The 24,035-nt window shown below is 63.4% G+C and carries 24 protein-coding genes; 18 read left to right on the top strand and 6 right to left on the bottom strand.

Features of this window, described 5'->3' with window-relative positions; translation table 11 throughout:
• The first annotated feature begins 3 nt into the window (after positions 1 to 3).
• From MKZ91_RS14150 to MKZ91_RS14130, 5 genes are all read left to right on the top strand, one after another.
• A complete protein-coding gene (locus tag MKZ91_RS14150; protein WP_336171531.1) occupies positions 4 to 717 on the top strand; it encodes a uroporphyrinogen-III synthase in 714 nt (237 codons plus the stop codon).
• A 156-nt stretch (positions 718 to 873) separates the two neighbouring features.
• Positions 874 to 2,145, top strand: a complete 1,272-nt coding sequence (locus MKZ91_RS14145) for a COG4223 family protein (protein ID WP_336171529.1) — start codon at positions 874 to 876, stop codon at positions 2,143 to 2,145.
• An 11-nt stretch (positions 2,146 to 2,156) separates the two neighbouring features.
• Entirely contained in the window at positions 2,157 to 3,806 is a 1,650-nt protein-coding gene (locus tag MKZ91_RS14140; protein ID WP_336171527.1) for a heme biosynthesis protein HemY, read from the top strand.
• Between the two features lie 26 nt (positions 3,807 to 3,832).
• Positions 3,833 to 4,315: a tellurite resistance TerB family protein gene (locus MKZ91_RS14135; RefSeq protein WP_336171525.1), complete on the top strand. Its 483-nt coding sequence runs from the start codon at positions 3,833 to 3,835 to the stop codon at positions 4,313 to 4,315.
• Between the two features lies 1 nt (position 4,316).
• Positions 4,317 to 5,057 carry a glutamine amidotransferase gene (locus MKZ91_RS14130; protein WP_336171523.1) on the top strand — a complete coding sequence of 247 codons (741 nt, stop codon included), beginning with the start codon at positions 4,317 to 4,319 and terminating at the stop codon, positions 5,055 to 5,057.
• 60 nt (positions 5,058 to 5,117) lie between these two features.
• Here the strand turns inward: MKZ91_RS14130 and MKZ91_RS14125 are convergent, their stop codons facing one another.
• Positions 5,118 to 6,359, bottom strand: a complete 1,242-nt coding sequence (locus MKZ91_RS14125; RefSeq protein ID WP_336171522.1) for an MFS transporter — start codon at positions 6,357 to 6,359, stop codon at positions 5,118 to 5,120.
• Positions 6,360 to 6,598: 239 nt separating this feature from the next.
• On the opposite strand from MKZ91_RS14125, the gene MKZ91_RS14120 reads away from it, so the two are divergent.
• Positions 6,599 to 6,892, top strand: a complete 294-nt coding sequence (locus MKZ91_RS14120; protein ID WP_139108271.1) for a YggT family protein — start codon at positions 6,599 to 6,601, stop codon at positions 6,890 to 6,892.
• Between the two features lie 2 nt (positions 6,893 to 6,894).
• Entirely contained in the window at positions 6,895 to 7,212 is a 318-nt protein-coding gene (locus MKZ91_RS14115; RefSeq protein WP_336171518.1) for a DUF167 domain-containing protein, read from the top strand.
• 18 nt (positions 7,213 to 7,230) lie between these two features.
• Here the strand turns inward: MKZ91_RS14115 and ppa are convergent, their stop codons facing one another.
• A complete protein-coding gene (ppa, locus tag MKZ91_RS14110; protein ID WP_336171516.1) occupies positions 7,231 to 7,764 on the bottom strand; it encodes an inorganic diphosphatase in 534 nt (177 codons plus the stop codon).
• A 158-nt stretch (positions 7,765 to 7,922) separates the two neighbouring features.
• Between ppa and MKZ91_RS14105 the strand changes: the two genes are divergently transcribed.
• Complete coding sequence (locus MKZ91_RS14105; protein WP_336171514.1) at positions 7,923 to 8,522, top strand: hypothetical protein; 600 nt, start codon at positions 7,923 to 7,925, stop codon at positions 8,520 to 8,522.
• 42 nt (positions 8,523 to 8,564) lie between these two features.
• On the opposite strand, the gene MKZ91_RS14100 is transcribed toward MKZ91_RS14105, so the two are convergent.
• From MKZ91_RS14100 to MKZ91_RS14090, 3 genes are all read right to left on the bottom strand, one after another.
• On the bottom strand, positions 8,565 to 9,071 hold the full coding sequence (locus MKZ91_RS14100) for a GNAT family N-acetyltransferase (protein WP_336171512.1): 507 nt from the start codon (positions 9,069 to 9,071) through the stop codon (positions 8,565 to 8,567).
• 208 nt (positions 9,072 to 9,279) lie between these two features.
• Positions 9,280 to 11,106 (bottom strand): translational GTPase TypA, encoded by a 1,827-nt coding sequence (gene typA, locus MKZ91_RS14095; protein WP_336171510.1) that lies wholly within the window; start codon positions 11,104 to 11,106, stop codon positions 9,280 to 9,282.
• 201 nt (positions 11,107 to 11,307) lie between these two features.
• Positions 11,308 to 12,870 (bottom strand): alkaline phosphatase D family protein, encoded by a 1,563-nt coding sequence (locus MKZ91_RS14090; protein ID WP_336171509.1) that lies wholly within the window; start codon positions 12,868 to 12,870, stop codon positions 11,308 to 11,310.
• A 262-nt stretch (positions 12,871 to 13,132) separates the two neighbouring features.
• On the opposite strand from MKZ91_RS14090, the gene MKZ91_RS14085 reads away from it, so the two are divergent.
• On the top strand, positions 13,133 to 14,443 hold the full coding sequence (locus MKZ91_RS14085; protein WP_336171508.1) for an amidase: 1,311 nt from the start codon (positions 13,133 to 13,135) through the stop codon (positions 14,441 to 14,443).
• A gap of 371 nt (positions 14,444 to 14,814) precedes the next feature.
• Here MKZ91_RS14085 and MKZ91_RS14080 read toward each other — a convergent pair whose 3' ends face one another.
• On the bottom strand, positions 14,815 to 14,976 hold the full coding sequence (locus MKZ91_RS14080) for a hypothetical protein (protein WP_336171506.1): 162 nt from the start codon (positions 14,974 to 14,976) through the stop codon (positions 14,815 to 14,817).
• Positions 14,977 to 15,266: 290 nt separating this feature from the next.
• Between MKZ91_RS14080 and MKZ91_RS14075 the strand changes: the two genes are divergently transcribed.
• The 9 genes from MKZ91_RS14075 to MKZ91_RS14035 all read left to right on the top strand — a co-directional run bounded on the left by MKZ91_RS14075 (position 15,267) and on the right by MKZ91_RS14035 (position 24,011).
• On the top strand, positions 15,267 to 15,776 hold the full coding sequence (locus MKZ91_RS14075; protein WP_336171504.1) for a hypothetical protein: 510 nt from the start codon (positions 15,267 to 15,269) through the stop codon (positions 15,774 to 15,776).
• A 252-nt stretch (positions 15,777 to 16,028) separates the two neighbouring features.
• The gene (locus tag MKZ91_RS14070; RefSeq protein WP_336171501.1) at positions 16,029 to 17,162 is read left to right on the top strand and encodes a PspA/IM30 family protein; all 1,134 of its coding nucleotides are present in this window, start codon (positions 16,029 to 16,031) and stop codon (positions 17,160 to 17,162) included.
• Between the two features lie 3 nt (positions 17,163 to 17,165).
• Entirely contained in the window at positions 17,166 to 17,795 is a 630-nt protein-coding gene (locus MKZ91_RS14065) for an OB-fold-containig protein (protein ID WP_336171499.1), read from the top strand.
• Positions 17,796 to 17,816: 21 nt separating this feature from the next.
• The gene (locus MKZ91_RS14060; protein WP_336171497.1) at positions 17,817 to 19,490 is read left to right on the top strand and encodes a flotillin family protein; all 1,674 of its coding nucleotides are present in this window, start codon (positions 17,817 to 17,819) and stop codon (positions 19,488 to 19,490) included.
• Positions 19,491 to 19,921: 431 nt separating this feature from the next.
• Entirely contained in the window at positions 19,922 to 21,019 is a 1,098-nt protein-coding gene (locus MKZ91_RS14055) for a DUF937 domain-containing protein (protein ID WP_336171495.1), read from the top strand.
• 164 nt (positions 21,020 to 21,183) lie between these two features.
• Positions 21,184 to 21,621, top strand: a complete 438-nt coding sequence (locus MKZ91_RS14050) for a hypothetical protein (protein WP_336171493.1) — start codon at positions 21,184 to 21,186, stop codon at positions 21,619 to 21,621.
• A gap of 271 nt (positions 21,622 to 21,892) precedes the next feature.
• Positions 21,893 to 23,128: a tyrosine-type recombinase/integrase gene (locus MKZ91_RS14045; protein WP_336171491.1), complete on the top strand. Its 1,236-nt coding sequence runs from the start codon at positions 21,893 to 21,895 to the stop codon at positions 23,126 to 23,128.
• 101 nt (positions 23,129 to 23,229) lie between these two features.
• On the top strand, positions 23,230 to 23,691 hold the full coding sequence (locus tag MKZ91_RS14040; RefSeq protein WP_336171489.1) for a hypothetical protein: 462 nt from the start codon (positions 23,230 to 23,232) through the stop codon (positions 23,689 to 23,691).
• 92 nt (positions 23,692 to 23,783) lie between these two features.
• A complete protein-coding gene (locus MKZ91_RS14035) occupies positions 23,784 to 24,011 on the top strand; it encodes a helix-turn-helix domain-containing protein (RefSeq protein WP_336171487.1) in 228 nt (75 codons plus the stop codon).
• Positions 24,012 to 24,035: the final 24 nt, after the last annotated feature.

Genomic DNA, 24,035 nt, shown 5'->3' with positions numbered 1-24,035 from the left:
CCGATGCGCGTGCTCGTCACCCGGCCGCTTCCCGCCGCCGAGGCGACCGCGCGCCGGCTGGAGGCTGCCGGCCACGAAGCGATCCTGCTGCCGCTGATGCGCGCAACCCACCTTACCGCGTCTGCCAGCGCCGCGCTCGAGGCGCCCTATGCGGCCATCGCCCTGACCAGCGCCGAAACCGTGAGAGTCCTTGCCCTGTCAGGCGACAACCTGTCAAAGCACCTCATCACTCCGTGCTTCTGCGTCGGCGAAGCGACCGCACAGGCAGCCGAACAGCTCGGCTTCACCGATATCCGCACGGGAGCTGGAACTGGCGAAGCGCTGGCCGAACTCATCGCTGTGTCCGTCGTCACCCCGCCGCAACTCCCGCTGCTTTATCTGACCGGTACGCCGCGTTCCAATGGCCTGGAAGAGGGCCTGAGGCAGCGTGGCATCGATTACAGAACAGTCGAATGCTACCGGATGGAGCCGATCGCCCATGTTGGCGACAGGCTCGTGGACCTGGCGCAGTCCAACCGACCCGATGCCGTCGTTCTCTACTCGCGCGAGACCGCGCGCCACCTTGTCCGCATCCTTGCCGAAGCGGGCCTCGATACGGCTTCCCTGTCACCGCGCTACCTCTGCCTCAGCCCTGCCATTGCCGCAGCGCTGCCAGGCGGGACGCTGTCGCAGACCGCCGCAAGGCCCGATGAAGACAGTCTTTTTAGGCTGCTCTAAAGCGAAAAGAGGAAAGGTTCTGGCGGTTTTCCGCCCGCATTCCGCGCCCGTCCCATGGCAATTCGGACAAAAACGGAACGGAGGGGCTTTCCCTCACCGTTCGGGCTGACTAGGTTTGAAAGAAGAGCCGACAGGCACCAACGGTAAGAGGTCACCATGGTATCGGAAAACCCGCCGCGCCGCTCGAAGTCCGAGAAGAAGGAACCGCTGACGATCGACCTCGAAGCGGAAAAAACCGTCGTGGAACCGGTCGAGGCCGAAACAAGTCGCGAAGAGGTGGCGGAGGCCACAGTCGAAAGCGCTGCAAGCGATGCCCCGGCAGAAGATCCCGCCGCGGACAGCAGCGATGACAGCGCGGGTGGATCCCGCCTGCAAGAAGAGATCGAGGAACAGCGCGCCGATGCCGCCGCGGCCGTTTTCACGGAAGAACCACCGCATGTCGCCCCCCGCGAACCGGAACCGGCACGAAAGCCGGTATCCAACTCCGGCGCGCTTGCCGCCGGAATTGTCGGCGGCCTGGTGACCTTGCTCGGTTTCGGCGGTCTGCAATATGCCGGCGTCATTCCGGCGCTTGGACCAGATCGCGGTGCTTCCCAGCAGAGCGTATCTGAGGAATTGCAGGCGCTGCGCGACCAGATCGCAGCACTGCCCGCGCCCGCTGCCGTCGTCGACAACACAGCACTCGAGGGCCGTATCGCCGCGCTGGAGCAGTCCGGTTCTCAGGCCGGTTCGAATGCTGCCTCCACGGCAGAGGCCGAGGCGCTGAAGGCGCAGGTGGAAAACCTCACCAAGGAGATCGCCGGCCTCAAGTCCACGCTCGCCGACGCGCAAACGGCGGCAACCGCCGAAAAGGCCGAACTCACGAGCCGCATCGAATCTGCCGAACAGAAGCTCAGCGAGCCGGTCAACGACATCCAGATGGCGAAGGCCGTCGCCGTCACGGCGCTCAAATCCGCGATCGACCGCGGCGGGCCCTTCCTCGCCGAACTCGACGCGTTGCGCAGCATCGCGCCGGACGAACAGGCCGTCGCCGGACTGGCTGCGGACGCTCAGGTGGGCGTGCCGACCCGCACCGATTTGCGGCGCGAGTTCCCGGCGACCGCCGATGCGATGCTCGACGCCCTCAACCAGCCGGACCCGAACGAAGGCATCTTTGATCGGCTGGTGTCGAGTGCGATGTCCGGCATTCGCGTCCGTCCGGTCGGCAGTGTCGAGGGCGACACGCCGGAGGCGGTCATCGCCCGCATCGAGGATAAGCTCAACAGCGGCGACCTGAAGGGCGCCGCTCTGGAATGGGAGGGCTTGCCGGCCGCCGCCAAGCCGGCGGGCGAGGCCTTCAAGGCCAAACTCGACCAGCGCCTGCGTGTCGAAGGCGTGATCGATGCCGCCGTTGCCGCGACGATGGCGAAACCGGGCACCGCGGGCTGAGGGAACCAGATATGATCCGCATTCTGCTTTTCATCCTCATCGTCCTCGGTCTCGGCCTCGGTTTCGCGTGGCTCGCGGACCGGCCGGGCGAACTGTCGCTCGTCTGGCAGGGGCAACTTGTCGAGATGAGCCTGATGCGCGCCGCATCGCTGCTGATCTCGCTGATCGCCGCGGTGCTGATCGCCGTCTGGCTGGTGCGCACCATCTGGCTGTCGCCGCACACGGTCACCCGCTATTTCCGCGCCCGCAAGCGCGATCGCGGCTACCAGGCGCTTTCGACCGGCCTGATCGCCGCCGGCGCCGGCGACGCCAATCTTGCCCGCAAGATGACGGCCCGCACCCGCGGCCTGATCAGCGCCGATCAGGAGCCGCTGATCCATCTGCTTGAAGCGCAGACGGCGCTGATCGAAGGCAAGTACGACGATGCCCGCCGCAAGTTCGAGCTGATGGCCGACGACCCGGAAACCCGCGAACTCGGTCTTCGCGGTCTCTACCTCGAAGCCAAGCGTCTTGGTGCTCATGAGGCTGCCCGGCAATATGCCGAACGCGCCGCCGAAAAGGCGCCGCACCTGCCCTGGGCTGCACTCGCAACGCTCGACAGCCAGAGCCAGGCCGGACAATGGGACGACGCCCTGCGCCTGCTCGACCAGAGCCGGGCTGCCCATGTGGTCGACCGCAAGGAAGCCGATCGCAAGAAGGCGGTGCTCCTGACCGCGCGTGCGATGACAAAGCTCGAAGGCGACGCGAAGGCAGCGCGCGACGATGCGCTCGCAGCGCTGAAGCTCGACGAACATCTGGTGCCGGCAGCGCTGATGGCCGCCAAGGCGCTGTTTCGCGAGGACAACCTGCGCAAGGGCACTTCAATCCTCGAAAAGAGCTGGAAGCATGAACCGCATCCGGAGGTGGCGCGCCTCTACGTGCGGGCCCGTGGCGGCGACACAGCCGTCGACCGGCTGAAGCGCGCCCGCAAACTCGAAGCGCTCAGGCCGAACAATGCCGTCGCCATGGCGGCCGTTGCGGAAGCGGCGCTTGAAGCACGCGAGCTGCTGCTCGCCCGCACCAAGGCCGAAGCCGCAGCAAGGCTTGATCCGACCGAGAGCGTTTTCCTGTTGCTGGCCGACATCGAGGAGGCCGACACCGGTGACGAGGGCCGCATCCGCCACTGGATGGCGCAGGCGTTGCGCAGCCCGCGGGACCCCGCCTGGACCGCCGACGGCGTGACGTCGCCGACCTGGCTGCCGGTCTCACCGGTCAGTGGCCGGCTCGACGCCTTCGAATGGAAGGCCTCGCCGCACGCGCTTTCGGCGACGGTCGACCACGACCAGTCGGACGCCGACGAGGCGATCCGCAGCCTGCCGCCGGTCGCGGTGGAGCCGCATGCACACGAGGTGGTCCCAGCGACCCGACGTGCCGATGCGCCGGTCATCCTGGAAGCCGAACCCGAAGAACCCCGCGTCGAGCCGTCGCCGATCAAGGTCGCCGAGCGCAAGCCGGTCGAAGCGGTCGCCGACAAGCCTGCGCCCAAGAAGGGGAAGGCAGAGGCTGCGAACGGCGAGCAAGTGCCGGATCCCTTCTTCGGGCGGCCGCCGGACGATCCCGGTGTCCGTGATCCGACCTCCGGCGAACAGGCGCCGGAAAAGGCCGGTTTCCGATTATTCTGAGTTCTCAAGGGGCTGTGGCAAGATCAATGTTTGAACGCTTCCGGACGTTTCTCGACGGGCTGACCGGCCCGGCGACGCGCATAGAGCATGGCGATCCGAGGGTGGCCGTCATCGCTCTCTGTTTCCAGGTGATGGAAGCGGACGGCAGGATCCTCGCATCCGAGCGTCGCAAGATGCGCAAGATCATCAAAGAGCACTACAATCTCGATGATGCGTCGCTCTCCGCGCTGATCGAAGCGGGCGAAACTGCCGAAAGCGAGGCGATCGACTTCTACCAGTTCACCGCCGAGATCAAGCGCCACCTCTCGGAAGAACAGCGCATCGAACTCGTCGGCATGCTCTGGGATGTCGTCTACGCCGATGGCGAGCGCAGCGAGATGGAGGATCACGTGATCTGGCGGATCGCCGATCTGCTCGCCGTCTCCGGCCGCGACCGCGTGCTGCAGCGGCAGGAGGCTGCGGCCAGGAGCGAGACAGCCGTGCCGACCGAGAGCCAACAGGAAAACTGAAATGCCGATGCCGGAGACGACCGACAGGAAGCCGGTTCTCATCATCCTGCACCAGGAGCGCTCAAGTGCCGGCCGCGTCGGCCAGATTCTGCTGCAGAAGGGTTTCCCGCTCGACATCCGCCGCCCGGCCCTTGGCGACGACCTGCCGTCGACCCTGGAGCATCATAGCGGCACGATCGTCTTTGGCGGCCCGATGAGCGCCAATGACGAGGAGGAATTCGTCCGCCGCGAAATCGACTGGCTTTCCGTCCCGCTCAAGGAAGACAAGCCCTATCTCGGCATCTGCCTCGGCGCGCAGATGCTGGCGCGCAACCTCGGCGGCACGGTTGCGCCGCATCACGAAGGCATGACCGAGATCGGCTGGTATCCGCTGGTGGCGACGAAGGCCGGCAAGGCGCTGATGGACTGGCCGGCCATGGTCTACCACTTCCACCGCGAAGGCTTCGATCTGCCGGCCGGCGCCGAGCTTCTGGCAACGGGCAGCACCTATCCCAACCAGGCCTTCCGCTACGGCGACAATGCCTGGGGCATCCAGTTCCATGGCGAACTGACGCGCGCGATGATGCATCGCTGGGTCGTGCACGGTGCGCACCGCTTCGAAATGCCGGGTGCGCAGATCGGCAAGGCCCATCTCGACGGCCGCATGCAGCATGACGGGCCGCTGCGGACCTGGATGGAGAGCTTTCTTGAACTGATCTTCCTGCGCGACGAGCGGCAGCAAACCCTTCCAGAAAAAGCGTAACGCGGACTTCGGTCCGGAGCTGCGTGGTCCAAGGAAGCGGTCTGCCGAACAGGCACGCCTCTATTTGTGATGCGCAGGCACGTCGAGTGTGTCGATCTTGCGCAGTTGCGGGAAGCCCAGCGCCCAGAGCCCTGAGACCAGCAGCGTGCCCATGCCGCCGAAGACGACGGCAAAGACCGCGCCGAAGCCGGACGCCATCATGCCGGCGCGGAACTCACCGAGCTCGTTGGATGCACCGATGAAGACCATGTTGACGGCGTTGACCCGGCCGCGCAGCTCGTCCGGCGTCCACAGCGTGATCAGCGTCTCGCGCACATAGACGGAGATCATGTCGGCAGCGCCCATGACGACGAGGGCCACGATCGAGATCCACGGCGTCGCCGAAAGACCGAAGATGACGGTACCGAGACCGAAGAGCGCAACGCCCGTGAACATATAGAAGCCGGCGCGATGGCGGATCGGATGCGCTGCGAGCCACACGGCCATGCCGACGGCGCCGATGCCGGGTGCTGCCCGAAGCAGGCCGAGCCCCCACGGTCCGAGGGCGAGAATGTCGCGGGCAAAGACCGGCATCAGTGCGACGGCACCGCCGAGCAGTACGGCGAAGAGATCAAGCGATATGGCGCCGAGCACCACCTTCTCCGCCTTGATGTAGCGGAAACCGGCGGTGATCGTCTTCCAGCTTTGCGCCGAGGGCGCAGTGCGCGTCGCCGGCTTCGGGATGGCAAAGACCATGAGGGCCGAGGCCAGGAAGAAGCAGACGCCGACCGTATAGGGTACGACCGCGCCGAGCGCATAGATCAGGCCGCCCGCGACCGGGCCGACGATCATCGCGGTCTGCCAGGAGGTGGAGTTCCAGGCGATCGCGTTCGGCAGGTCTTCGGCCGGCACCAGATTGGGCGCCAGCGACTGCGAAGCGGGCGCCAGGAAGGCGCGCTCGATGCCGAAGACGACGAGGATGGCATAGACGGGCCAGGGCGAGAAAAGCCCGGTAACGGTCAAGATGAGCAGTGCTGCGGCGCAGAGCGTGCTGACAACCATGCAGACGCCCATGATCATGCGCCGGTTGTAGCGGTCGGCGACCGTTCCGGTAACAAGGATCAGCACCAGCGACGGCAGGAACTGGAAGAGACCGATCAGGCCGAGATCGAACGGATCGCGGGTGAGATCATAAATTTGCCAGCCGACGGCCACCGAGATGATCTGGATCGCGAAGTAGGCGAGGAAGCGGGAGAAGAAATAGCGGCGATAGCCGACATGCCGGAAGGCGGCAAACCGATGCGAGGCATGAACGGCGGACATGGGGGAAGCGCTCCTAGGACACGCCACGCAAAACTGCACAGCGGTTTGGCGATAAAGGCAGGCGACAAATCAAAAACTTAAGGCGCATGGAGCGAAACGGAAAGATCGCGACACGCTTTCGTCTGAACCGACTGTCGTGCGGCCTCATGTTAAACATGATCGCGCCCGAATAAACCGGCGTACTTGCTCGTTTAGGTCTCAATGTCTACATGTCTGTCAATAACGATTTGGAGACCGGCATGCTTGCTGTCATCGGCACCTTGAACTTCATCATCAACATCGCGTGGTTTCTGGTCATCGCGTCGGCCATCTTTTCCTGGCTCTATGCGTTCAACGTCATCAACGTGAACAACCAGGCGATCAACATGATCGGCCGCTCGCTCTATCAGCTGACCGAGCCGCTCTACCGTCCGATCCGCCGGGTATTGCCCGACATGGGCGGCGTCGACCTATCGCCGCTGGTCGTGCTCGTGATCCTCTACTTCATCCAGCTGTTCCTCAACACGACGATCGCGCCGGCTCTGCTTGGCTAACGATGGCCAGTTCGGCCTTCAGCGCACATGGTGATCATGTGCGCGTCACGGTGCGTCTGACGCCGAACGGCGGCCGCGATGCCATTGAACGCTTGGAAGCGGCTGCCGACGGCGAAGAACATCTGAAAGTACGCGTCAGCGCGGTTCCGGAAAAAGGCAGGGCCAACCAGGCACTGATTGCGCTTCTGGCGAAGAAGCTTGGGCTGCCCAAGAGCAGGCTCTCCCTCATCTCAGGCGAAACACAGCGCAAAAAAATCCTCCGGATCGAGGGCGATCCGGAGGATTTAAGGAAGCGACTTGCTGAGCTCGTCGGCCGTTAAGCCTACTTTGCTATAAGCTTACTTGGCGCCCTTGGCGCGCTCGACGGCTTCCTGGATGAGCTTCTTGGCGACCGAAGCATCCTTCCAGCCGAAGATCTTGACCCACTTGCCGGGCTCCAGATCCTTGTAGTGCTCGAAGAAGTGCTCGATCTGCTTCAGGGTGATTTCCGGCAGGTCGGTGTACTCGACGACCTTGTCATAGCGCTTCGTCAGGTGCGACGACGGAACCGCGATGATCTTTTCGTCCTGGCCGGAATTGTCTTCCATCATCATCACGCCGATCGGGCGGACGTTGATGACGCAGCCCGGAACCAGCGGGCGGGTATTACAGATCAGAACGTCGATCGGGTCACCGTCGTCGGACAGAGTGTGTGGCACGAAGCCGTAGTTACCCGGATAGGTCATCGGCGTGTAGAGGAACCGGTCAACAACGAGCGTGCCGGCTTCCTTGTCCATCTCGTACTTGATCGGATGGCCGCCGACGGGAACCTCAACGATGACGTTGACATCTTCTGGTGGATTCTTTCCGATGGAAATCGCGTCGATGCGCATGGACTACTCCAGGGTCAGTTGGGAAGTTTGCCCGTCGGATAAAGGGAAACATGCCGCGATGCAATATAACTTTCGTCCGCAGCGCAGATTCAACCGGTCGTTTCGTGTCTGCCGAGCGACCTCTATAGATCCTCTCGCCGCGCTCAAGGGAGCTCCACATGAACGGAAGGGTTGCATTCCTGCTGCCGGTACTTCTTTCCGCTGGATCGGCCATGGCCAATGAGAGCGTCTACACCGACATCGGCCGCGACAAGTGCAAGACGATTGCGGAAGAGGAGGGCATCTATGCGCTGATGACCTGCGCGGGTCATGGCGACTACCCCGTTCGCTTCAAGGAAGCCGACATCCGCCAGAGCGTCTCCTTCGGCCACCTCAACCAGCGCTATGCCGACGGTGCCTTCGAGAGCTTCATTCCGTTCAACCATACCGGTACGACGGTGGAGTGGCGGATTGCAAAGGGCGGCACGCCCGTCGCAACGATCCTGCGCTGGTTCATCGAGAACACGGATGCATCCGGTGCATCCGTCCCGGCGCTGCAGGGGCAGGTACTCGTCATCTCCAAGGTGGCGCAGAAGGACGATGGCAAGGGCTGTGTTGCGGGCTACGTCGATGCACTTGCCAATCACGATCCCAACACGCTCGCCCGCAAGATCGCCGACGAAGTGGCGCCGACCTTTCGCTGCGGCACCGACAAGGCGGCCTATCACGGCATGCGCGGCGACAAGGCGGCCGAACCCAACAACGAGCTACCCGAATAAGCTCTTGATTTCAGCATTTTGTAGGAAAGCTGGCGGCGGCGCTTAGTTCCAGACGAAGCCGACCTTTTTCAGGTGCTTGTCGCCAAAATCTTCCATGCCCTCGGCAATATCGGTGCCGCCGGCGCCTTCGAAGAACTGGTAGGCGTGCTCGCTATCCTCGAGGCACCAGACGACCAGCCCCTTGCAGCCGAGCGAGCGCAGCAGGCTCTTGGCTTCGCCGAAGAGAATGCGCCCGAGACCGATGCCCTGATATTCCGGCCGAAGGTAGATCTCGTAGATCTCGCCTTCCTGCGGCAGTGCCTTGGCGCGGCTGAGCCCGAGCGTTGCATAGCCGGCGATGGTTCCGGCGACGTCGACGACGAGCAGCGTCGCGGGTCCGCGCGTCGCCTTGCGCCACCAGGTCTCGTCGCGGCGATTGACCATTTGCACGAGGGGACGATGGGGAATGAGACCGCCATAGGCCTGCAACCACGAAACGCGGTGCACATCGGCGATTGCCGAAGCTTCCTGCGGCTCCCCTGGCCGGACCTCGATCGAAACAGTCTTCATGACTCGCGACTCTAAACGCACACAGGGCGAACAGGAATCCCGCCCGGTTGCCTGCCAGCGTTAACCCACAGGCAACTTTAACGGCACCCAATGGAAGGTTAACGCCTTTTTAACTTTATCCGCAAGTCGCCCATCCGTGGCACACACAGCAAAAAACCCCGGATCGCTCCGGGGTTTTTTAGAAAGTCTTGGGATCGCTTGGGATCGATCAGGCAGCGCCAGCGGTACGGGCCTTTTCGAAGCGCTTGCGATCGTTCGGGTCGAGGTAGAGCTTGCGCAGGCGGATCGACTTCGGCGTCACTTCGACGAGTTCGTCGTCCTGGATCCAGGACAGCGCGCGCTCGAGCGTCATGCGGATCGGCGGCGTCAGACGAACAGCTTCATCCTTGCCGGCAGCGCGCATGTTGGTGAGCTTCTTGCCCTTGAGCACGTTCACTTCGAGGTCGTTGTCGCGGGTATGAATGCCGATGATCATGCCAGCATAGACCTTCTCGCCGGCGTCGATGATCATCGGGCCGCGGTCTTCCAGGTTGAACATAGCGTAGGCGACCGATTCACCGGCGTCGTTCGACAGCAGAACGCCGTTGACGCGACCACCGATCTCACCCTTGTAGGGCTGGTAGTCGTGGAACAGGCGGTTCATGATCGCGGTGCCGCGGGTGTCGGTCAGAAGTTCCGACTGGTAGCCGATGAGGCCGCGGGTCGGCGCGAAGAACACCAGACGGACGCGGTTGCCGCCGGACGGACGCAGCTCGACCATTTCGGCCTTGCGCTCCGACATCTTCTGCACGACGACGCCCGAGTGCTCTTCGTCGACGTCGATGACGACTTCTTCGATCGGCTCGAGCAGCTGGCCGTTGTCGTCCTTGTGCATGACGACGCGCGGACGCGACACGGCAAGCTCGAAGCCTTCGCGGCGCATGGTTTCGATCAGAACCGCGAGCTGCAGTTCGCCGCGGCCAGACACGAAGAACGAGTCCTTCTCGGAGGATTCCTCGATCTTCAGCGCGACGTTGCCTTCGGCTTCCTTGAACAGGCGGTCGCGGATGACGCGGCTCGTGACCTTGTCGCCTTCGGTGCCGGCAAGCGGGCTGTCGTTGACGATGAACGACATGGTGACGGTCGGCGGGTCGATCGGCTGCGCGGTCAGTGCCTCGGTGACCGACGGGTCGCAGAAGGTGTCGGCGACGGTGCCCTTGGTGAGGCCAGCAATGGCAACGATGTCGCCTGCCTGCGCCTCTTCGATCGGCTGACGTTCGATGCCGCGGAAGGCGAGGATCTTCGAGATGCGGCCGCTTTCGAGCAGCTTGCCGTCCTGGCCGAGAACCTTGACGGCCTGGTTCGGCTTGACCGAGCCCGAGTGAACGCGGCCGGTGATGATGCGGCCGAGGAAGGGGTTGGCTTCAAGGATCGTGCCAATCATGCGGAACGGGCCTTCGGCAACCGTCGGCTCCGGCACGTGCTTGAGCACCAGGTCGAGAAGCGGCGCCATGCCCTGGTCCTTCGGACCTTCCGGGGCAACGTTCATCCAGCCGTCTCGGCCCGAACCGTAGAGGATCGGGAAGTCGAGCTGTTCGTCGGAAGCGTCGAGGTTGGCGAAGAGGTCGAAGACCTCGTTGATGACTTCTTCGTGGCGGCCGTCCGGACGGTCGATCTTGTTGATCGCGACGATCGGCTTCAGCCCGACCTTCAGCGCCTTGCCGACGACGAACTTCGTCTGCGGCATCGGGCCTTCGGAGGCGTCGACGAGAACGATGGCGCCGTCCACCATCGACAGGATGCGCTCGACTTCACCGCCGAAGTCGGCGTGGCCGGGGGTGTCGACGATGTTGATGCGGGTTCCCTTCCACTCGACCGAAGTCGCCTTGGCGAGAATGGTGATGCCGCGCTCCTTTTCGAGGTCGTTGGAATCCATGACGCGTTCGGCAACGCGCTGGTTTTCGCGGAACGAGCCCGACTGCTTCAGGAGCTCGTCAACAAGGGTCGTTTTCCCATGGTCGACGTGCGCGATAATCGCGATGTTACGAATGCTCATTTTTCGTCTCGGAAGGTTTAGGGCAAGCCCCGATGGGCCACGCCGCTTTTTCAATGGTCGCGCTCATACAGGTTTTTTTGCGAATGCGAAAGGGGGGCACGGCGAAGAGACCGGCAGCGAAAGGCCGACTGGCCATGGCTTTGCAACCGATACCGGTCCCGTGAGCCGGGTTTGCGAAGATGCCGGGCACCACCGAATTGATCATGCGACCGCCGCCGGATCGAGCGTCACGCGCCACAGTTCCTGGTCCTGCCGGTCCATCAGCCGGACGGTCATCTGCTTCGTCTGACCGTTGATGTCGACGATGCCGAAGAACTGCAGACCGACCGATGGCGGCAGGTTGCTGTCGATGCCGCCGCCCGACGCCTTGATGAAGCGAACCTCCGGTTCGAAGGTCATGTCGAGCTCCTTCGGCCCATAGGTTCCGGAATGAAGCGGACCCGACACGAACTCCCAGAAAGGGGCAAATTCCTTGAAGGCGGCGCGCGACGGGTCGTAGTGATGCGCGGCGGTGTAGTGCACGTCTGCCGTCAGCCAGACCAGATTGTCGATCGCATTGTCGCGGATGAATCTGAGAAGATCGGCAAATTCCAGCTCCCGCCCGGTCGGCGCGCCATTGTCGCCATTGGCAATCGCGTCCGATCCGCGCCGGTTGGCATAATCGTCCCAGACGACGAGCCCAATCGGCATGTCGCAGGCAATCACCTTCCAGACCGCGCGGGAAGCGGCAAGCTCACGCTTCAGCCAGTCCGCCTGCCGCCAGCCGAAAAGCTCACCACCCCCCTCACCCTGGTTGGCGCCGCGATAGGAGCGCAGGTCGACGAAGAACACGTCGAGCAGAGGGCCGTAACCGACCTTGCGGAAGATGCGGCCGGGCTGCGTCGGCGGCATGCGGATCGGCGTCATCTCGTGAAACGCCCGCGCGGCGCGGGCCGCGTAGACGGCGACGTCCTTTTCCGGATAGCGCGAATCGTCGCGAAGGTCTGTCGAGGCGGACCAGTTGTTCAGCACCTCGTGGTCGTCCCACTGATAGAAGGTGGGGCAGACGGCATTCAATTGCCGGACATGGTCATCGAGCAGATTGTACTTCCATTGCCCGCGATATTCCTCGAGCGTGCGCGCGACGTCACGCTTCTCATGCGTCACCACCCGGTTTTTCCAGACGCCGCCATCGCGAAGTGTGATCTCGTCGGGGATCGGGTTGTCGGCATAGATCGTATCGCCGGAATGAATGAAGAAGTCCGGCTCGTGCTGCCGCATGGTCGAATAGCTCTTCATGCCGACATCATCGATGCCCCAGCCCTGCCCGGCGGTGTCGCCCGACCAGACGAAGCGGAGCGAGCGCTTGCGCAGAGGGGCCGTGCGGAACCGGCCAATGACCGGCTCTGAGACACGATTGACGTCATAGAGGTCCGTGGCGGTGAAGCGATAGAAGATGTCCTGGTCCGGCAACAGGCCGTCGAGCGAACATTTCACCGCGCAATCGGTCTGCGGCGTCGCCGCGAGCTCGGCATGGCGGACCGGATTGGAGAAACTCTCCGTCGTCGAATATTCGACCGATACGCGCGACGGCCGATCGACCCGGGTCCAGATCATGCCAGACGACGTATCGACGTCGCCAGACTGCACGCCATGGACGAATTCCGGCCGGCCGTAACCTCGTGCATAGAAAGGTGTCGCAAGACCGGACGAAGCCACGAAGCCAGCGGCACCGGCGGACAGAAGGAAAGAACGCCTCGAAAGCGTCTTGAGGATATCGGCCAAACAGACCTCCGAATCGACCGCGCAATCGCGCGTGCCGGACCTTTGGTCATCCCGATGTCAGCGACGTAACAGCCGCATGAAACAATTTGAACGATTTGGCGACAGTTCGGTGAAGGTTCCGACCACCATGACCGGTCGCGAGGCGATGGCAAAAGCAGCCAATGCTGCTATCAAGGCTATGCCCGTTCGATCCGGTGAATCCGGACAACGATCGAAATTGAATACCGCCGACCGGTGGCGATGCACTCGACAGGTCCTCATCATGTCCCATTCGACGGCCACATCGGCGCGCGATCGCCTGGAGCAGATCCTGAGCCGGCTCAACGAACGCCGGCATGAGGAGAAGGCCTTCATGCGCGTTTACGCCGACAGCGCCCGCGCCGAGGCGGATGCGGCCGACCGGCGACGCCGGGAAGGCAACGGCCTCGGACCGCTCGACGGCAAGATCGTCTCGATCAAGGACCTGATCGACGTCGCAGGCGAGCCGACCCTTGCCGGCTCGGTCATCCGGCGCGATACGCCAGCAGCCGAAAGGGACGCGCTCGTCGTCCGACGTCTGCGCGCCGCCGGCGCGGTCATCATCGGCAAGACCCATATGACCGAGTTCGCCTTCACGGCAGTGGGGCTCAATCCGCACTACCCCGCGCCTGGCAACGCCACGGACAAGACCCTCATTCCCGGCGGTTCCTCCTCTGGTGCCGGCGTCTCGGCGGCGGAAGGCACCTGCGATATCGCCATCGGCTCCGATACCGGCGGCTCCATTCGCATTCCCGCAGCGCTGAACGGCATCGCCGGCTTCAAGCCGACGGCGCGCCGCATCCCGCTCGACGGGACCTTCCCGCTTTCGCCAACGCTGGATTCGATCGGCCCACTGGCCCGCGCAGTCGCCGATTGCGCGATGGCCGACGCCGTCATGGCCGGCGTGCAACCCTATCCGCTTGCTGCCCGCCCCGTAGCCGGCCTTCGCATCGGCATCCCCTTCGGCCTGCTGCTTGAGGATCTTTCGCCCGAAATCGCTACCGCGTTTTCCGCAAGTCTCGACCGGCTCGCCGGTGCCGGTGCCGAGATCGTCGACTGCACGATCGACGACCTGATCGGACGCCTGAGACAAGCAACGCGGATCGGCTCGATCGCCGGGCTGGAAGCCAGCCGGATCCACGCCGCCTGGCTGCCCGATGACACGGCACCGGTGGATGAAAGGGTCAAGGCGCCGTTGCGCCGGCGCCTCGCCGTTTCCGATGAGGCCATCGCGAACCTTCTCCAAACGCGCCGCGCGCTCGCTGCGGAGATGGATGAAAGGCTGTCGGCCTACGACCTCGTCGCCTTGCCAACGACACCGATTGCCGCCGTACCGATCGCCAGCCTCGAAACGGATGAGGCCGAATACGACCGTGTCGAGGGCCTGCTGTTGCGCAACTGCCAGGTGGCCAACCAGTTCAACCTCAACGCCGTTACCCTGCCGATGCCCGGACTGACGCGTCCGGCCGGCTTGATGCTGGTGGGGCGCAATGGAACCGATGAAACCGTGCTGGCGACGGCTCTTTCTGCCGAGGCGCTTCTCCGGGACAAATGACGCGGCTGTGACCGGAAAATACAGCGCGTGTCACCGAGCAGCGAGATGGTCTGCCCAGCGGGTGCTTCTCAATGGCATCCGCTCAGACGCGCGTGCGCGCAGTCCCCGATGGGCAAACGATCTGGACTTGCGGAAAAACTAGCGCTGACGCTTGAGCAATCGGATAACCAGCCATACGGGCACGCCGATGACCACCAGGGTTATCACCATGCCAGATCGAAAATGTCATCACGCCTGCCCCCCTTAAAGCGCTGCCAGCGTTCCGGCAGGCAGCTTCGACGTCACGAGGTTACGTTGACGCTCATCCGATCCGCAATCACAGATAGGCTTCCAGATGCAGGCATCCCGGAAACGTCGCACAAAAGGCGGCGTCAGTGCATGGTCTCGCCTGCGATCTCATCACTCAAGATGCGGAACGCATCTTCAAGCGCGGCGACCAACGTATCCGTCAGTTCCTCTCCGTCATTGTCGGCGAGATAGAGGGCAACCATCGAATCCGACGGATCGCGATACTGCTCGATTTCGTTTGACATATCATTGTCCTTCATTCGCCGTGTCACATTCCGGCCATTGACGTGACGATAGGCGGAGGGACTTGCGCAAAGCTGGCGCGAAGCAACGCGCCAGTTTCACCGGCGTCTCTATAGAAGCGATCACGCCCCAGGAACAGGACACATCCCCTCTTATCCGTGGACTGCGAACACGGGCAGCGTTGCCGCAGATCCTGTCGTGCGTCGACCGCCACAGATATTTGCGCGTTCACACCATTTTCGATTCGCGGATTTTTGCGCTAGAGGACGCCAAACGATTGTTGGAAGTGAGCATGTCAAAGAAACCGAAGCGCGACGACGCCGATGACCTCCAGCGCCTCAAGCTCGACTTCCCCGAGATCCACGCCGACCTCCTGGCGGGACGGATCCCGTCCTTGCGAAAGGCACTGGTGGCAGCAGGGCTGAAGGACGAGCGCACACGCCTCGACAAGCTCAAGAACTCCTGGAACAAGGCAAGCTCCGGCGAACGTCAGGCTTTCCTCGCGTGGCTCGGTACGAACGGCGTTGACCAGGTGACCGACAAGGACACTGGCAGCGAAACACAGCCGTCGCGTCGCACTCAGCCGGGAATTGCCAGCGGCCGTTACCTTCTTCCCGAAACGGTCACCGAGATCCGGGCGATCATGAACCGGCGCCGGATGCGGCCGAACGCGATCATGGCGGAAATGGGCTTTCCGGCCGACGACATGTCGTTGACGCGTGCGCTAGCCAAGGGCGCCAGCTTGCGCCTGTCGGTCATTGCCGCTCTGGAGGTCTGGCTTCGCAACAACAGCGACCAGTGACGTCAAAACATCTCGACATCCACATTTCCGTTTTCCTGGCCGTATCCGCGCCAGGCACGGCACTTCAAGGGATAGCTGTGATCTTTGTGCGTCCCGCAAGAGGCGCGGCGCTTCATCCTTGACCGCCTCGTCAAGCCGCAGGCCATGTATGGCTCGACGCGCCCGACACGGGCTGACGCGCGATTAAGAAAAATACAACCTAAAACTGAGCCAGCCCTTGAAAGCACAAAAGCGGTGCTTTATTTTATTAGCATGGCTCAACTCAACCATACATCGATCCTTCGCTACGACCTCGCGCCGGATGATGATGCACGCCAGGCCCTGGACGAGACCTTTGCGGCCTACGGCTCCATGCTTGCCATGCTCAACGAACTGGCCGCCGAAAAAGCCGGGGCAAACCTCGTGACGCTGCACGAGCTGGCCTATGAAACCGTCCGGGAGCACACCGGCCTGCCGGCACGGCTGGTGACCCTCGGCCTGCGCGACTTTGCGGCGAACCGCGGACATGCCGGCAGCATCACAAGGCTGCCGCTGGACGAGAAACTGTTCGCGATCAAGGGTCCCTCGGACCTGACCGTTGCCACCGTGCGCGGTCGGGTCGCCATCCCCTACGACGTCGCCGGTTACTCCCAGGGCGCCTTGACCATATTTGCCGCCCAGCTCGTTCTCGAGAACGGCAGCTACCAGATCCACATCGGCGTCACGCCCCACTCTGACCGAACGGAGAAGAACATGATGACGAACGAAGGCATTCTCTCGCGCATGGGACGGCTGATCGCTGGCCTCGCCAACACCGCGGTCGACAAGGCCGAAGGCAGCAACAAGATCGTCATCGTCGAGCAGGCACTGCGCGAGATCGACGCCGCCGCCGACGAAGCCCGCACCGACATCGGCAAGGCGCGCGCCGAGGAGTACCGCATCCTCAGTCGCCGCGACGAAATTGGCGCCGACCTCACCATGCTGGACGAAAAGATCCGCACGGCAATTTCCGCCGGACGTGATGATCTTGCCAAGGCGGGCGTGGCGCGGCAGATCGACCTGGAATCGCAACTGGCCGCGCTGGACAAGGCGCTGGCTGGCGCCCGCAACGGTCTCGATGAAGGCCAGCAGGCGCTGCAGGCGGTGCTGGCCACCCGCCGGGAGGCCGAGGCAAGGCTTTCCGACCTGAAGCGCAGCATCGCCCAGTTCCCGGACGCCGCGCCTTCCGGTCACGCAAGGGCGAACCCGGTCGATGGTGCCGCCCGCGCCGCCGCCGCCGTCTCCCGCGCAACCGGTGTTCCCTCGGGCGAGCGCGGCACGAGCGCGGAGTTGGACGAACTCGACCGCCTCCACCGCGAACAAGCGATCGAGGCGCGTCTCGCCCAGTTCAAGAACAAACAGAATTAGCCCATGCAGCTTTTCCTCGCCCCGGAATCCCTGCCCTTTGCCATTGCGGCGGTGATGCTCGCCGCCCTCACCGGCATCGAGATACTGTGCCTGTTGCTCGGCTTTTCTCTGGGCGAGGCGGTCGACAAGGCCTGGCTAGACGACCACAACGGCGTGTCCGGGCTCTTGTCCTGGCTGAACGTCGGCGGTGTGCCCATCCTCGTCCTCTTGATGCTGTTCCTCGGCCTGTTCGCCATGACCGGTTTTGTCATCCAGGCCGTCGCCGTTGCCACGTGGGCGCTGCTGCCGGCAACGCTCGCCGCCCTGCCCGCATTCGTTCTGTCCTTGCCGGCAGTACGGGTCACAAGCCGATGGGTCGCCCGCATCGTGCCACGGGACGAAAGCTATGCGGTCGATCTCGGTGACTTCGTCGGTCGCAGCGGCGAGGTCACGGTCGGCCCGCTGGACCAGGGCCTGCCCGGACGTATCCGGCTCAAGGATCGCCACGGCAACTGGCATGTGCTGCGCGCCAGGGCCGCCCGCAACGAGCAACCGATCGCGATCGGCGCGCAGGTGCTCGTCGTTGATCGCGCCGCAGACATTTTTATCACCATATCCGCGCCGTCGGACCTCCTGACGCCGCCAAATCCTTAATCCTTCCTCGTGGGAGCAACCATGTTCTATGACCTCTTGGTGCCGGCCGGCATCGGCATTGTCCTGATCCTCGGCATCGGTTTTGTACTTGCATCGCTTTATACGCGCTCCAGCCGCGACGAAGCCTATGTGCGCACCGGCCTCGGTGGCCAGAAGGTGGTTCTCGACGGCGGTTCGATCGTGCTGCCGATCTTCCACTCGATCGCCCGCGTCAACCTGAAGACCCTGCGTCTCGAAGTGCGGCGCGGCGAAGGCGACGCGCTGATCACCAAGGACCGCATGCGTGTTGATATCGGCGCGGAATTCTATGTCCGCGTGAAGCCGGACGCCTCCTCGATCGCGCTTGCCGCCCAGACGCTCGGCGACCGCACCAACGACGCCGAGCAGTTGCGCGTGCTGATCGAGGCCAAGTTCGTCGACGGCCTGCGCTCGGTTGCCGCAACCATGAGCCTCGACGCGCTGCAGGAACAGCGCATGGATTTCGTCAAGGCGGTGCAGGAGGCGGTCGGCGCCGACCTGCAGTCGAACGGTCTTGAGCTGGAATCGGTTTCGCTCACCCGCCTCGACCAGACCGACATCAAGCACTTCAACGCCAACAACTTCTTCGACGCTCACGGTCTGGCGGCGCTGACCCGCATCACCGAGGGCCGCAAGAAGGAGCGCAACGAAATCGTCCGCGACACCGAAGTGGCGATCGCCCAGAAGGATCTCGAAGCCCGCCAGCAGTCGCTGGCGATCGAGCGCACCAAGCGCGAGGCGGAGCTGAACCAGGAACGCGACATCGCCAACAAGTCGGCCGCGACCCGCGCCGAAACCGCACAACAGGAACAGGCCGCCAAGCGCGCCGAAGAGGAAGCCCGCATCGCCACCGAACAGGCGATTGCCGAGCGCGAGGCAACCGCCAAGCAGGTGCGTGAAACCGCCAACATCGACGCGACCCGCTCTGTCCAGCAGCGCGACACGGAAGCCAAGCGCGACCTGCAGATCGTTTCCCAGGAGAGCGCGATAGCGGTCGCCAACAAGAGCCGCGAGGAATCCGAAGCCAAGGCCAAGGCTGAAAACGCCCGGGCACTGGCCATCGCCGCAGAGGAAAAGGTTGAGACCGCAAAGGCGGTGGAGATCGCCGAACGCGAACGCCAGATCGCCGTCATCGACGCCCGCAAGAACGCCGAAACCGAAGCAACCGCCGTGACCGTTGGTGCCGAAGCCGAAAAGCAGGCGGCCCTCGACCAGGCGGACGCAATCAAGACGCTCGCCACCGCCGAAGCCGAAGCCGCCATCATCAAGGCGAAGGGCGTGCTTGAAACCGGCAAGGCGGCGGCCGAAAGCGAAGCCCTGCTCAACGATGCGCGCAACAAGCTGAGCTCGGCGATCATCGAGTTCGAGATCCTGCGCGAACGCATCCGCATCATTCCCGAAGCGCTTGCCGAAGCAGTCAAGCCGATCGAGAAGATTTCCGACATCCGCATCTTCGACACCGGCGGCATGCTCGGCCGCGGCACCGGCGGCGACGGCGCCACCAAGGGCATCGGCCTTGGTGACGGTTTGGCGGGCCAGTTGCTCGCCTACCAGGCCAACAAGCCGGTCCTTGACCAGTTGCTGAAGGAAGCCGGCTTCAACGGCGAAAACGCCATCTCTTCACTGCTCGGCGACCTGCAGGCAGCCCCACCCGCGGAGAAAGCCCCGAAGAAGTAAGACGACCCTGGCATGATCCCTGGCTCCGGGAGGGGCCGGGGATCAAGCCTCGATCACGATCACCAACATGGATCGTGGCGTGGGGGCGCAAGTCTCCGCTGACACCCTTACACCCAGCAGCGCCAGCCGAGCCCGAAGACCGGAGCATCCCCTTCGCTCCGCTGTGGCGAACAGGTCATGGCCGGTGCGGAAGGCGGCGGCTCCATGGATCGTTATGCATCCGCCGGGCTCCGCCGTTTCCGCAAGTTGCCGAGAACTGGGCAAATACATCCAGAAGTGCTAATGTTCACGCGCCGAGGGTTCCCAGACGAACCGGTCTCGCATCAGACAATCAGATAAACGCGTATTGCTTGCAGCCAATTGCCGCGCCGTCGGGCGACCGCTCCATGAGCGGGTCGTTGTCCGACGACATCAACGTGGAGGAATAGCCAATGGCCAGCAATCTTGTTTCCTATATCGCACAAATGCTTACCCCTGACATGATCGCCCGCATCGCCTCGGCACTCGGGCTCGACAGCACCAAGGTGCAGAGCGCCGTCAGCGCTGCCATTCCTGCGGTGCTCGCAGGACTGTCCGGCGTTGCGGCGCAACCAGGCGGCGCCCAGAAGATCGCCGACACCGCCAGGCAGCAGGGCGGATCTCTCGACAATCTCCTCGGCATGCTTTCGGGTGGCGATCAGGCGTCACTCGCCCAGAGCGGCTCGCAGATCATCTCGTCGCTGTTCGGGGCCAAGGATGGCAGCGCACTGGCTAGCGCCATCGGCGGCGTTTCCGGCATGGACCAGCGCGCGAGTGGCTCGCTGCTGGCGACGCTCGCCCCTCTTGTCATGGGCGGCCTTGCCCGTCAGGGCGGCGCGGACCTTAGCGCCAACGGCATTAGCAACTTGCTCGCAAGCCAGAAGGACAATATTGCCGCCGCGTTGCCAGCCGGCGCCAGGGAGCTTTTGGGCGGCAGTGGCCTGCTCGGTGCGCTCGGCGGCTCTGCTCAGTCGACTGCGGCTGCCGCCAGCCAAGCTGCACGCGAGGCGGCGACAACCGTCGGCAGCGCGGCGCAACGGTCGGCTGCAGCCGCCGCGCCTTCCGGATCACGCAACTGGCTCTATTGGGTGATCGCGATCCTGGCGCTCGCAGCCGTTCTTTTCTACATGTTCGGCAAACCGAGCGGAGAGGTTGCGCCCGAGGCCGGAACAGCGGGCCCGAGCTTGACGGTTGGCGGGGTCGACATCGGCAAGCAGGTCAACGACAGCATGGCCAGTCTGCAGACAACGCTGAACGGTATCACCGACGCCGCCTCGGCCACGGCAGCCCTGCCGAAGCTTGAGGAGGTCGCAAGCGGGCTCGACAAGGTCAGCGGCGCGGCCGGGCAAATGTCGGCCGAACAGAAGGCAGCCCTTTCGGCTTTGGTCGGCCCCATGATGTCGCAACTCAATGGTTTGTTCGACAAGGTTTTGGCCATTCCGGGCGTTTCCGACATTCTAAAGCCCGCGATCGACACATTGAAGGCCAAGCTTGCCGCCTTGTCTGCCTAAACGGAGGCAACCGCAAGAAGCCGTAGCCATCGCCGCCGGCCCGTCAACGCCACATGGACCGGCGGCAATTGTCATGGACGATATCGAACGAAGGAGGATCAGCCATGGCTGACAAATCGACATTCACCCCGGACGAATGGACGCTGCTTTTGGAGAGCGTGATGATGGCCGGCATTGCCATGACCGCGGCAGAGCCGAGCGGCCTCTGGGGCATGATGAAGGAAGGCATCGCCAACAGCAGCGCGCTTCTGCAGGCAAAGACGGATGCGGCGGCAAGCCCGCTCGTCAAAGCCCTGGTCGCCGACTTCGAAACTTCGGAAGGGCGGACCGCCGCGCGCGACGGACTGCAGGCAAAACTGAAAGGCGCCAAGGCGGCGGACATGAAGGCCAGGTGCATCGAGACACTGCAGCAGGCCCGAACGGTCGTCGAGACCAAGGCCCCGGGCGATGCCGCGGCCTTCAGCGCATGGCTGTACCAGATCAGCCAGAAGGTGGCGGAAGCTGCCAAGGAAGGCGGGTTCCTGGGCTTTGGCGGCGTTGCGGTGAGCGATGCGGAAAAAGCCACGTTGTCGGAAATTTCCGCGGCACTGAAAGTCGCTTGAAAAAACGCGCCGGAACGAGGGCGTCATCGGGCCGGGCTGCGACGATGCGGCATGTGCATTGCCGGCCTTGGCCTGTTTGGCGAACTGCAGCGATCAAGTCGATGATGGATAATATGGCGGAGAGGGTGTCCGCTGAACTCTTGTCGCATGACGTCTCATGACATCGCTGATGTGCTTATTTTCCGGGAATTTTTGCGCCTTGCCGTCTTCTATTGTCGCATAGCGTCGCATATGATTGCACCTATAAGGTGCAATACAAGGTGCAAGCGGCATGGCGCGCAATCTCAACAAACTCAGCGCAAACGGCGTCAAGAACGAAACCCACCCCGGACGGCATAGCGACGGCGGCGGGCTCTACCTGCAGGTCTCCCCGACCGGCACTTCAAGTTGGGTGTTCATGTGGAAAGATGGTGGCAAGAGAACCGCCATGGGGCTCGGGGCCTATCCTGCCGTCAGTCTCGCCGACGCGCGTGACAAGGCCGCCCTTTGCCGCAAGCAGGTGGCAAGCGGCCTCAATCCGCTTGTCGAAGCGCGCCGAGAGGCCGCGCCGACATTTGCCGTAGCCGTCGAGCGCTTCCTTGACGATCAGCGGATGGCGGCATGGCGGAACGACAAGCACAAGGCGCAGTGGAAGATGACGCTTGGCAAATCCTATTGCACCGCGATCCTCGACAGGAAGGTGGACGAGATCGGCACCGCCGAAATCGTCAAGGTGCTGAAACCGGTGTGGCAGACCAAGGCGGAAACCGCCTCGCGCCTCAGAGGTCGCATTGAACGGGTGCTCGCATTCGCCGAAGCGCAAGGCTGGCGCGCCGAAGGCAAGAACCCGGCGCAATGGAAAAACGGGCTCGACGCCATCCTGCCGCAGCGCAAGAAATTGGCGCGCGGCCATCACCGCGCCATGGCCTACGCGGAAGTGCCCGCCTTCATCGAAAGGCTTAAGGCATCGGTCGGCGTGGCGGCACGGGCGCTGGAATTCCTCATCCTCACCGCCGCCCGCAGCAGCGAAGTCGTCAACGCCCGATGGGAAGAGATCGATTTCGCCCACAAGGTCTGGACGGTTCCGGCAGCGCGCATGAAGGCGGGCAAGGAGCACCGCGTGCCGCTTTCGCCCCGAGCCGTGGAAATCCTCAAACTCATGGCCGAGGTGCGGGAGGACGGAAACGATTTCGTCTTTCCCGGCCAGAAAAGCAGGAAGTCGGTGAAGGCCGGAAAGCCGGTCAGCGCCGCGTCAATGGAAATGCTGCTTCGGCGGATGGAGGTGAAGGACGCCGCGACGATCCACGGCTTCCGTTCGTCGTTCCGCGATTGGGCGGGCGATCAGACGAGTTTTCCGCGCGAGGTCGCGGAAGCTGCGCTCGCGCACGTGGTCGGCGGCGTGGAAGGGGCCTACCGACGCGGCACCGCGCTCGAAAAGCGCCGCAAGCTAATGGAGGCGTGGGGCGACTTCCTCGCGGGAGCCAAGGCGAAGGGCAAGGTGGTGGCGCTTGCCTCGAAACGCGGATGAGCCGCAGAATGACCGGGCAGGGATAGGACGGCCATCCAACAAGCCGGGACTGCACCTCCCGGTTTCCCTGCGTCTGATCAGGTGCGGTGCGGTGCAGGCACATGGACGAAAAATCCACGGCGAAGCTTAGGGCAGCTTTTCTCAAGGCCGCCTCGGATCTCGGCGATACCGAGACCGTCTACCGGCTCGCGATCCTTATCCTGCGGAGTTACCGCGATCCCGAGTTGAGGCTGCTTGCTCGTATCTTGAGCCGCAAGGCAAAGACCGGTGTCACCGTTCACTTCAGCAGACGGCAAGGTCGTCAGACGGGGCCATCCACGCCAGTCCGATGCCGCGATGGCCCGACCTCCCGGCGCGAGATTGCGCGCGCCGCCTACGATTTATTGGGCAAGCCGGAAGAGGGGGAAAAGATTGAACGTGGACGCATGAAGGAAGCCGTCGGCAAGGTCGCTGCGCGGCACGGCATCACCGACAAGATCGTGCGCGATTGCTACCACCAGCATCGGCGGTCGCTGGCACAGGAGGAAGCCTTTCGATCCTTGCTGAACGAACGTGACGGCTAAATACCCGGATTTGCTCGTCGCTCTCTCTTGTCGCGTTTCGCCAGATAATGCGTAATGTCTTTGATTGTCTTCGTTTTCTTTGGAGGGCAATCATGCCGGACCCGATCCTCGAACAGTTCTGTTTCACGGTGACGCAAGCCGCAAAGGTTCTTGGGCGGCACAAGTCAACGATTTACCGTCTGGTAAAGGACGGGCACATCAAGACCCGGCAGACCGTGGTCGGGCCGGTGATCATGCGCTCGGAAATCATGCGCCATCTTAGCGAAATGCCCGTTGAGCCGGAAGACCGCCCCGGCCCGCCGCTTCATTCGCCTTGGTAAACGAAACCCGTCGGCGAAAGCTCG

Origin of the sequence: Ensifer sp. MJa1, from assembly GCF_037026475.1 — a bacterium.
Taxonomy (GTDB): domain Bacteria; phylum Pseudomonadota; class Alphaproteobacteria; order Rhizobiales; family Rhizobiaceae; genus Ensifer.
The sequence above is the reverse complement of the archived record's forward strand: the minus strand, read 5'-3'. Positions and strand labels throughout refer to the sequence as shown.

Excerpts from the sequence above, each read along its gene's own strand:
- MKZ91_RS14150 (WP_336171531.1), top strand. The coding sequence starts at position 4 with ATGCGCGTGCTCGTCACCCGGCCGCTTCCCGCCGCCGAGGCGACCGCG.
- MKZ91_RS14145 (WP_336171529.1), top strand. The coding sequence starts at position 874 with ATGGTATCGGAAAACCCGCCGCGCCGCTCGAAGTCCGAGAAGAAGGAA.
- MKZ91_RS14140 (WP_336171527.1), top strand. The coding sequence starts at position 2,157 with ATGATCCGCATTCTGCTTTTCATCCTCATCGTCCTCGGTCTCGGCCTC.
- MKZ91_RS14135 (WP_336171525.1), top strand. The coding sequence starts at position 3,833 with ATGTTTGAACGCTTCCGGACGTTTCTCGACGGGCTGACCGGCCCGGCG.
- MKZ91_RS14130 (WP_336171523.1), top strand. The coding sequence starts at position 4,317 with ATGCCGATGCCGGAGACGACCGACAGGAAGCCGGTTCTCATCATCCTG.
- MKZ91_RS14125 (WP_336171522.1), bottom strand. The coding sequence starts at position 6,359 with ATGTCCGCCGTTCATGCCTCGCATCGGTTTGCCGCCTTCCGGCATGTC.
- MKZ91_RS14120 (WP_139108271.1), top strand. The coding sequence starts at position 6,599 with ATGCTTGCTGTCATCGGCACCTTGAACTTCATCATCAACATCGCGTGG.
- MKZ91_RS14115 (WP_336171518.1), top strand. The coding sequence starts at position 6,895 with ATGGCCAGTTCGGCCTTCAGCGCACATGGTGATCATGTGCGCGTCACG.
- ppa (WP_336171516.1), bottom strand. The coding sequence starts at position 7,764 with ATGCGCATCGACGCGATTTCCATCGGAAAGAATCCACCAGAAGATGTC.
- MKZ91_RS14105 (WP_336171514.1), top strand. The coding sequence starts at position 7,923 with ATGAACGGAAGGGTTGCATTCCTGCTGCCGGTACTTCTTTCCGCTGGA.
- MKZ91_RS14100 (WP_336171512.1), bottom strand. The coding sequence starts at position 9,071 with ATGAAGACTGTTTCGATCGAGGTCCGGCCAGGGGAGCCGCAGGAAGCT.
- typA (WP_336171510.1), bottom strand. The coding sequence starts at position 11,106 with ATGAGCATTCGTAACATCGCGATTATCGCGCACGTCGACCATGGGAAA.
- MKZ91_RS14085 (WP_336171508.1), top strand. The coding sequence starts at position 13,133 with ATGTCCCATTCGACGGCCACATCGGCGCGCGATCGCCTGGAGCAGATC.
- MKZ91_RS14080 (WP_336171506.1), bottom strand. The coding sequence starts at position 14,976 with ATGTCAAACGAAATCGAGCAGTATCGCGATCCGTCGGATTCGATGGTT.
- MKZ91_RS14075 (WP_336171504.1), top strand. The coding sequence starts at position 15,267 with ATGTCAAAGAAACCGAAGCGCGACGACGCCGATGACCTCCAGCGCCTC.
- MKZ91_RS14070 (WP_336171501.1), top strand. The coding sequence starts at position 16,029 with ATGGCTCAACTCAACCATACATCGATCCTTCGCTACGACCTCGCGCCG.
- MKZ91_RS14065 (WP_336171499.1), top strand. The coding sequence starts at position 17,166 with ATGCAGCTTTTCCTCGCCCCGGAATCCCTGCCCTTTGCCATTGCGGCG.
- MKZ91_RS14060 (WP_336171497.1), top strand. The coding sequence starts at position 17,817 with ATGTTCTATGACCTCTTGGTGCCGGCCGGCATCGGCATTGTCCTGATC.
- MKZ91_RS14055 (WP_336171495.1), top strand. The coding sequence starts at position 19,922 with ATGGCCAGCAATCTTGTTTCCTATATCGCACAAATGCTTACCCCTGAC.
- MKZ91_RS14050 (WP_336171493.1), top strand. The coding sequence starts at position 21,184 with ATGGCCGGCATTGCCATGACCGCGGCAGAGCCGAGCGGCCTCTGGGGC.
- MKZ91_RS14045 (WP_336171491.1), top strand. The coding sequence starts at position 21,893 with ATGGCGCGCAATCTCAACAAACTCAGCGCAAACGGCGTCAAGAACGAA.
- MKZ91_RS14040 (WP_336171489.1), top strand. The coding sequence starts at position 23,230 with ATGGACGAAAAATCCACGGCGAAGCTTAGGGCAGCTTTTCTCAAGGCC.
- MKZ91_RS14035 (WP_336171487.1), top strand. The coding sequence starts at position 23,784 with ATGCCGGACCCGATCCTCGAACAGTTCTGTTTCACGGTGACGCAAGCC.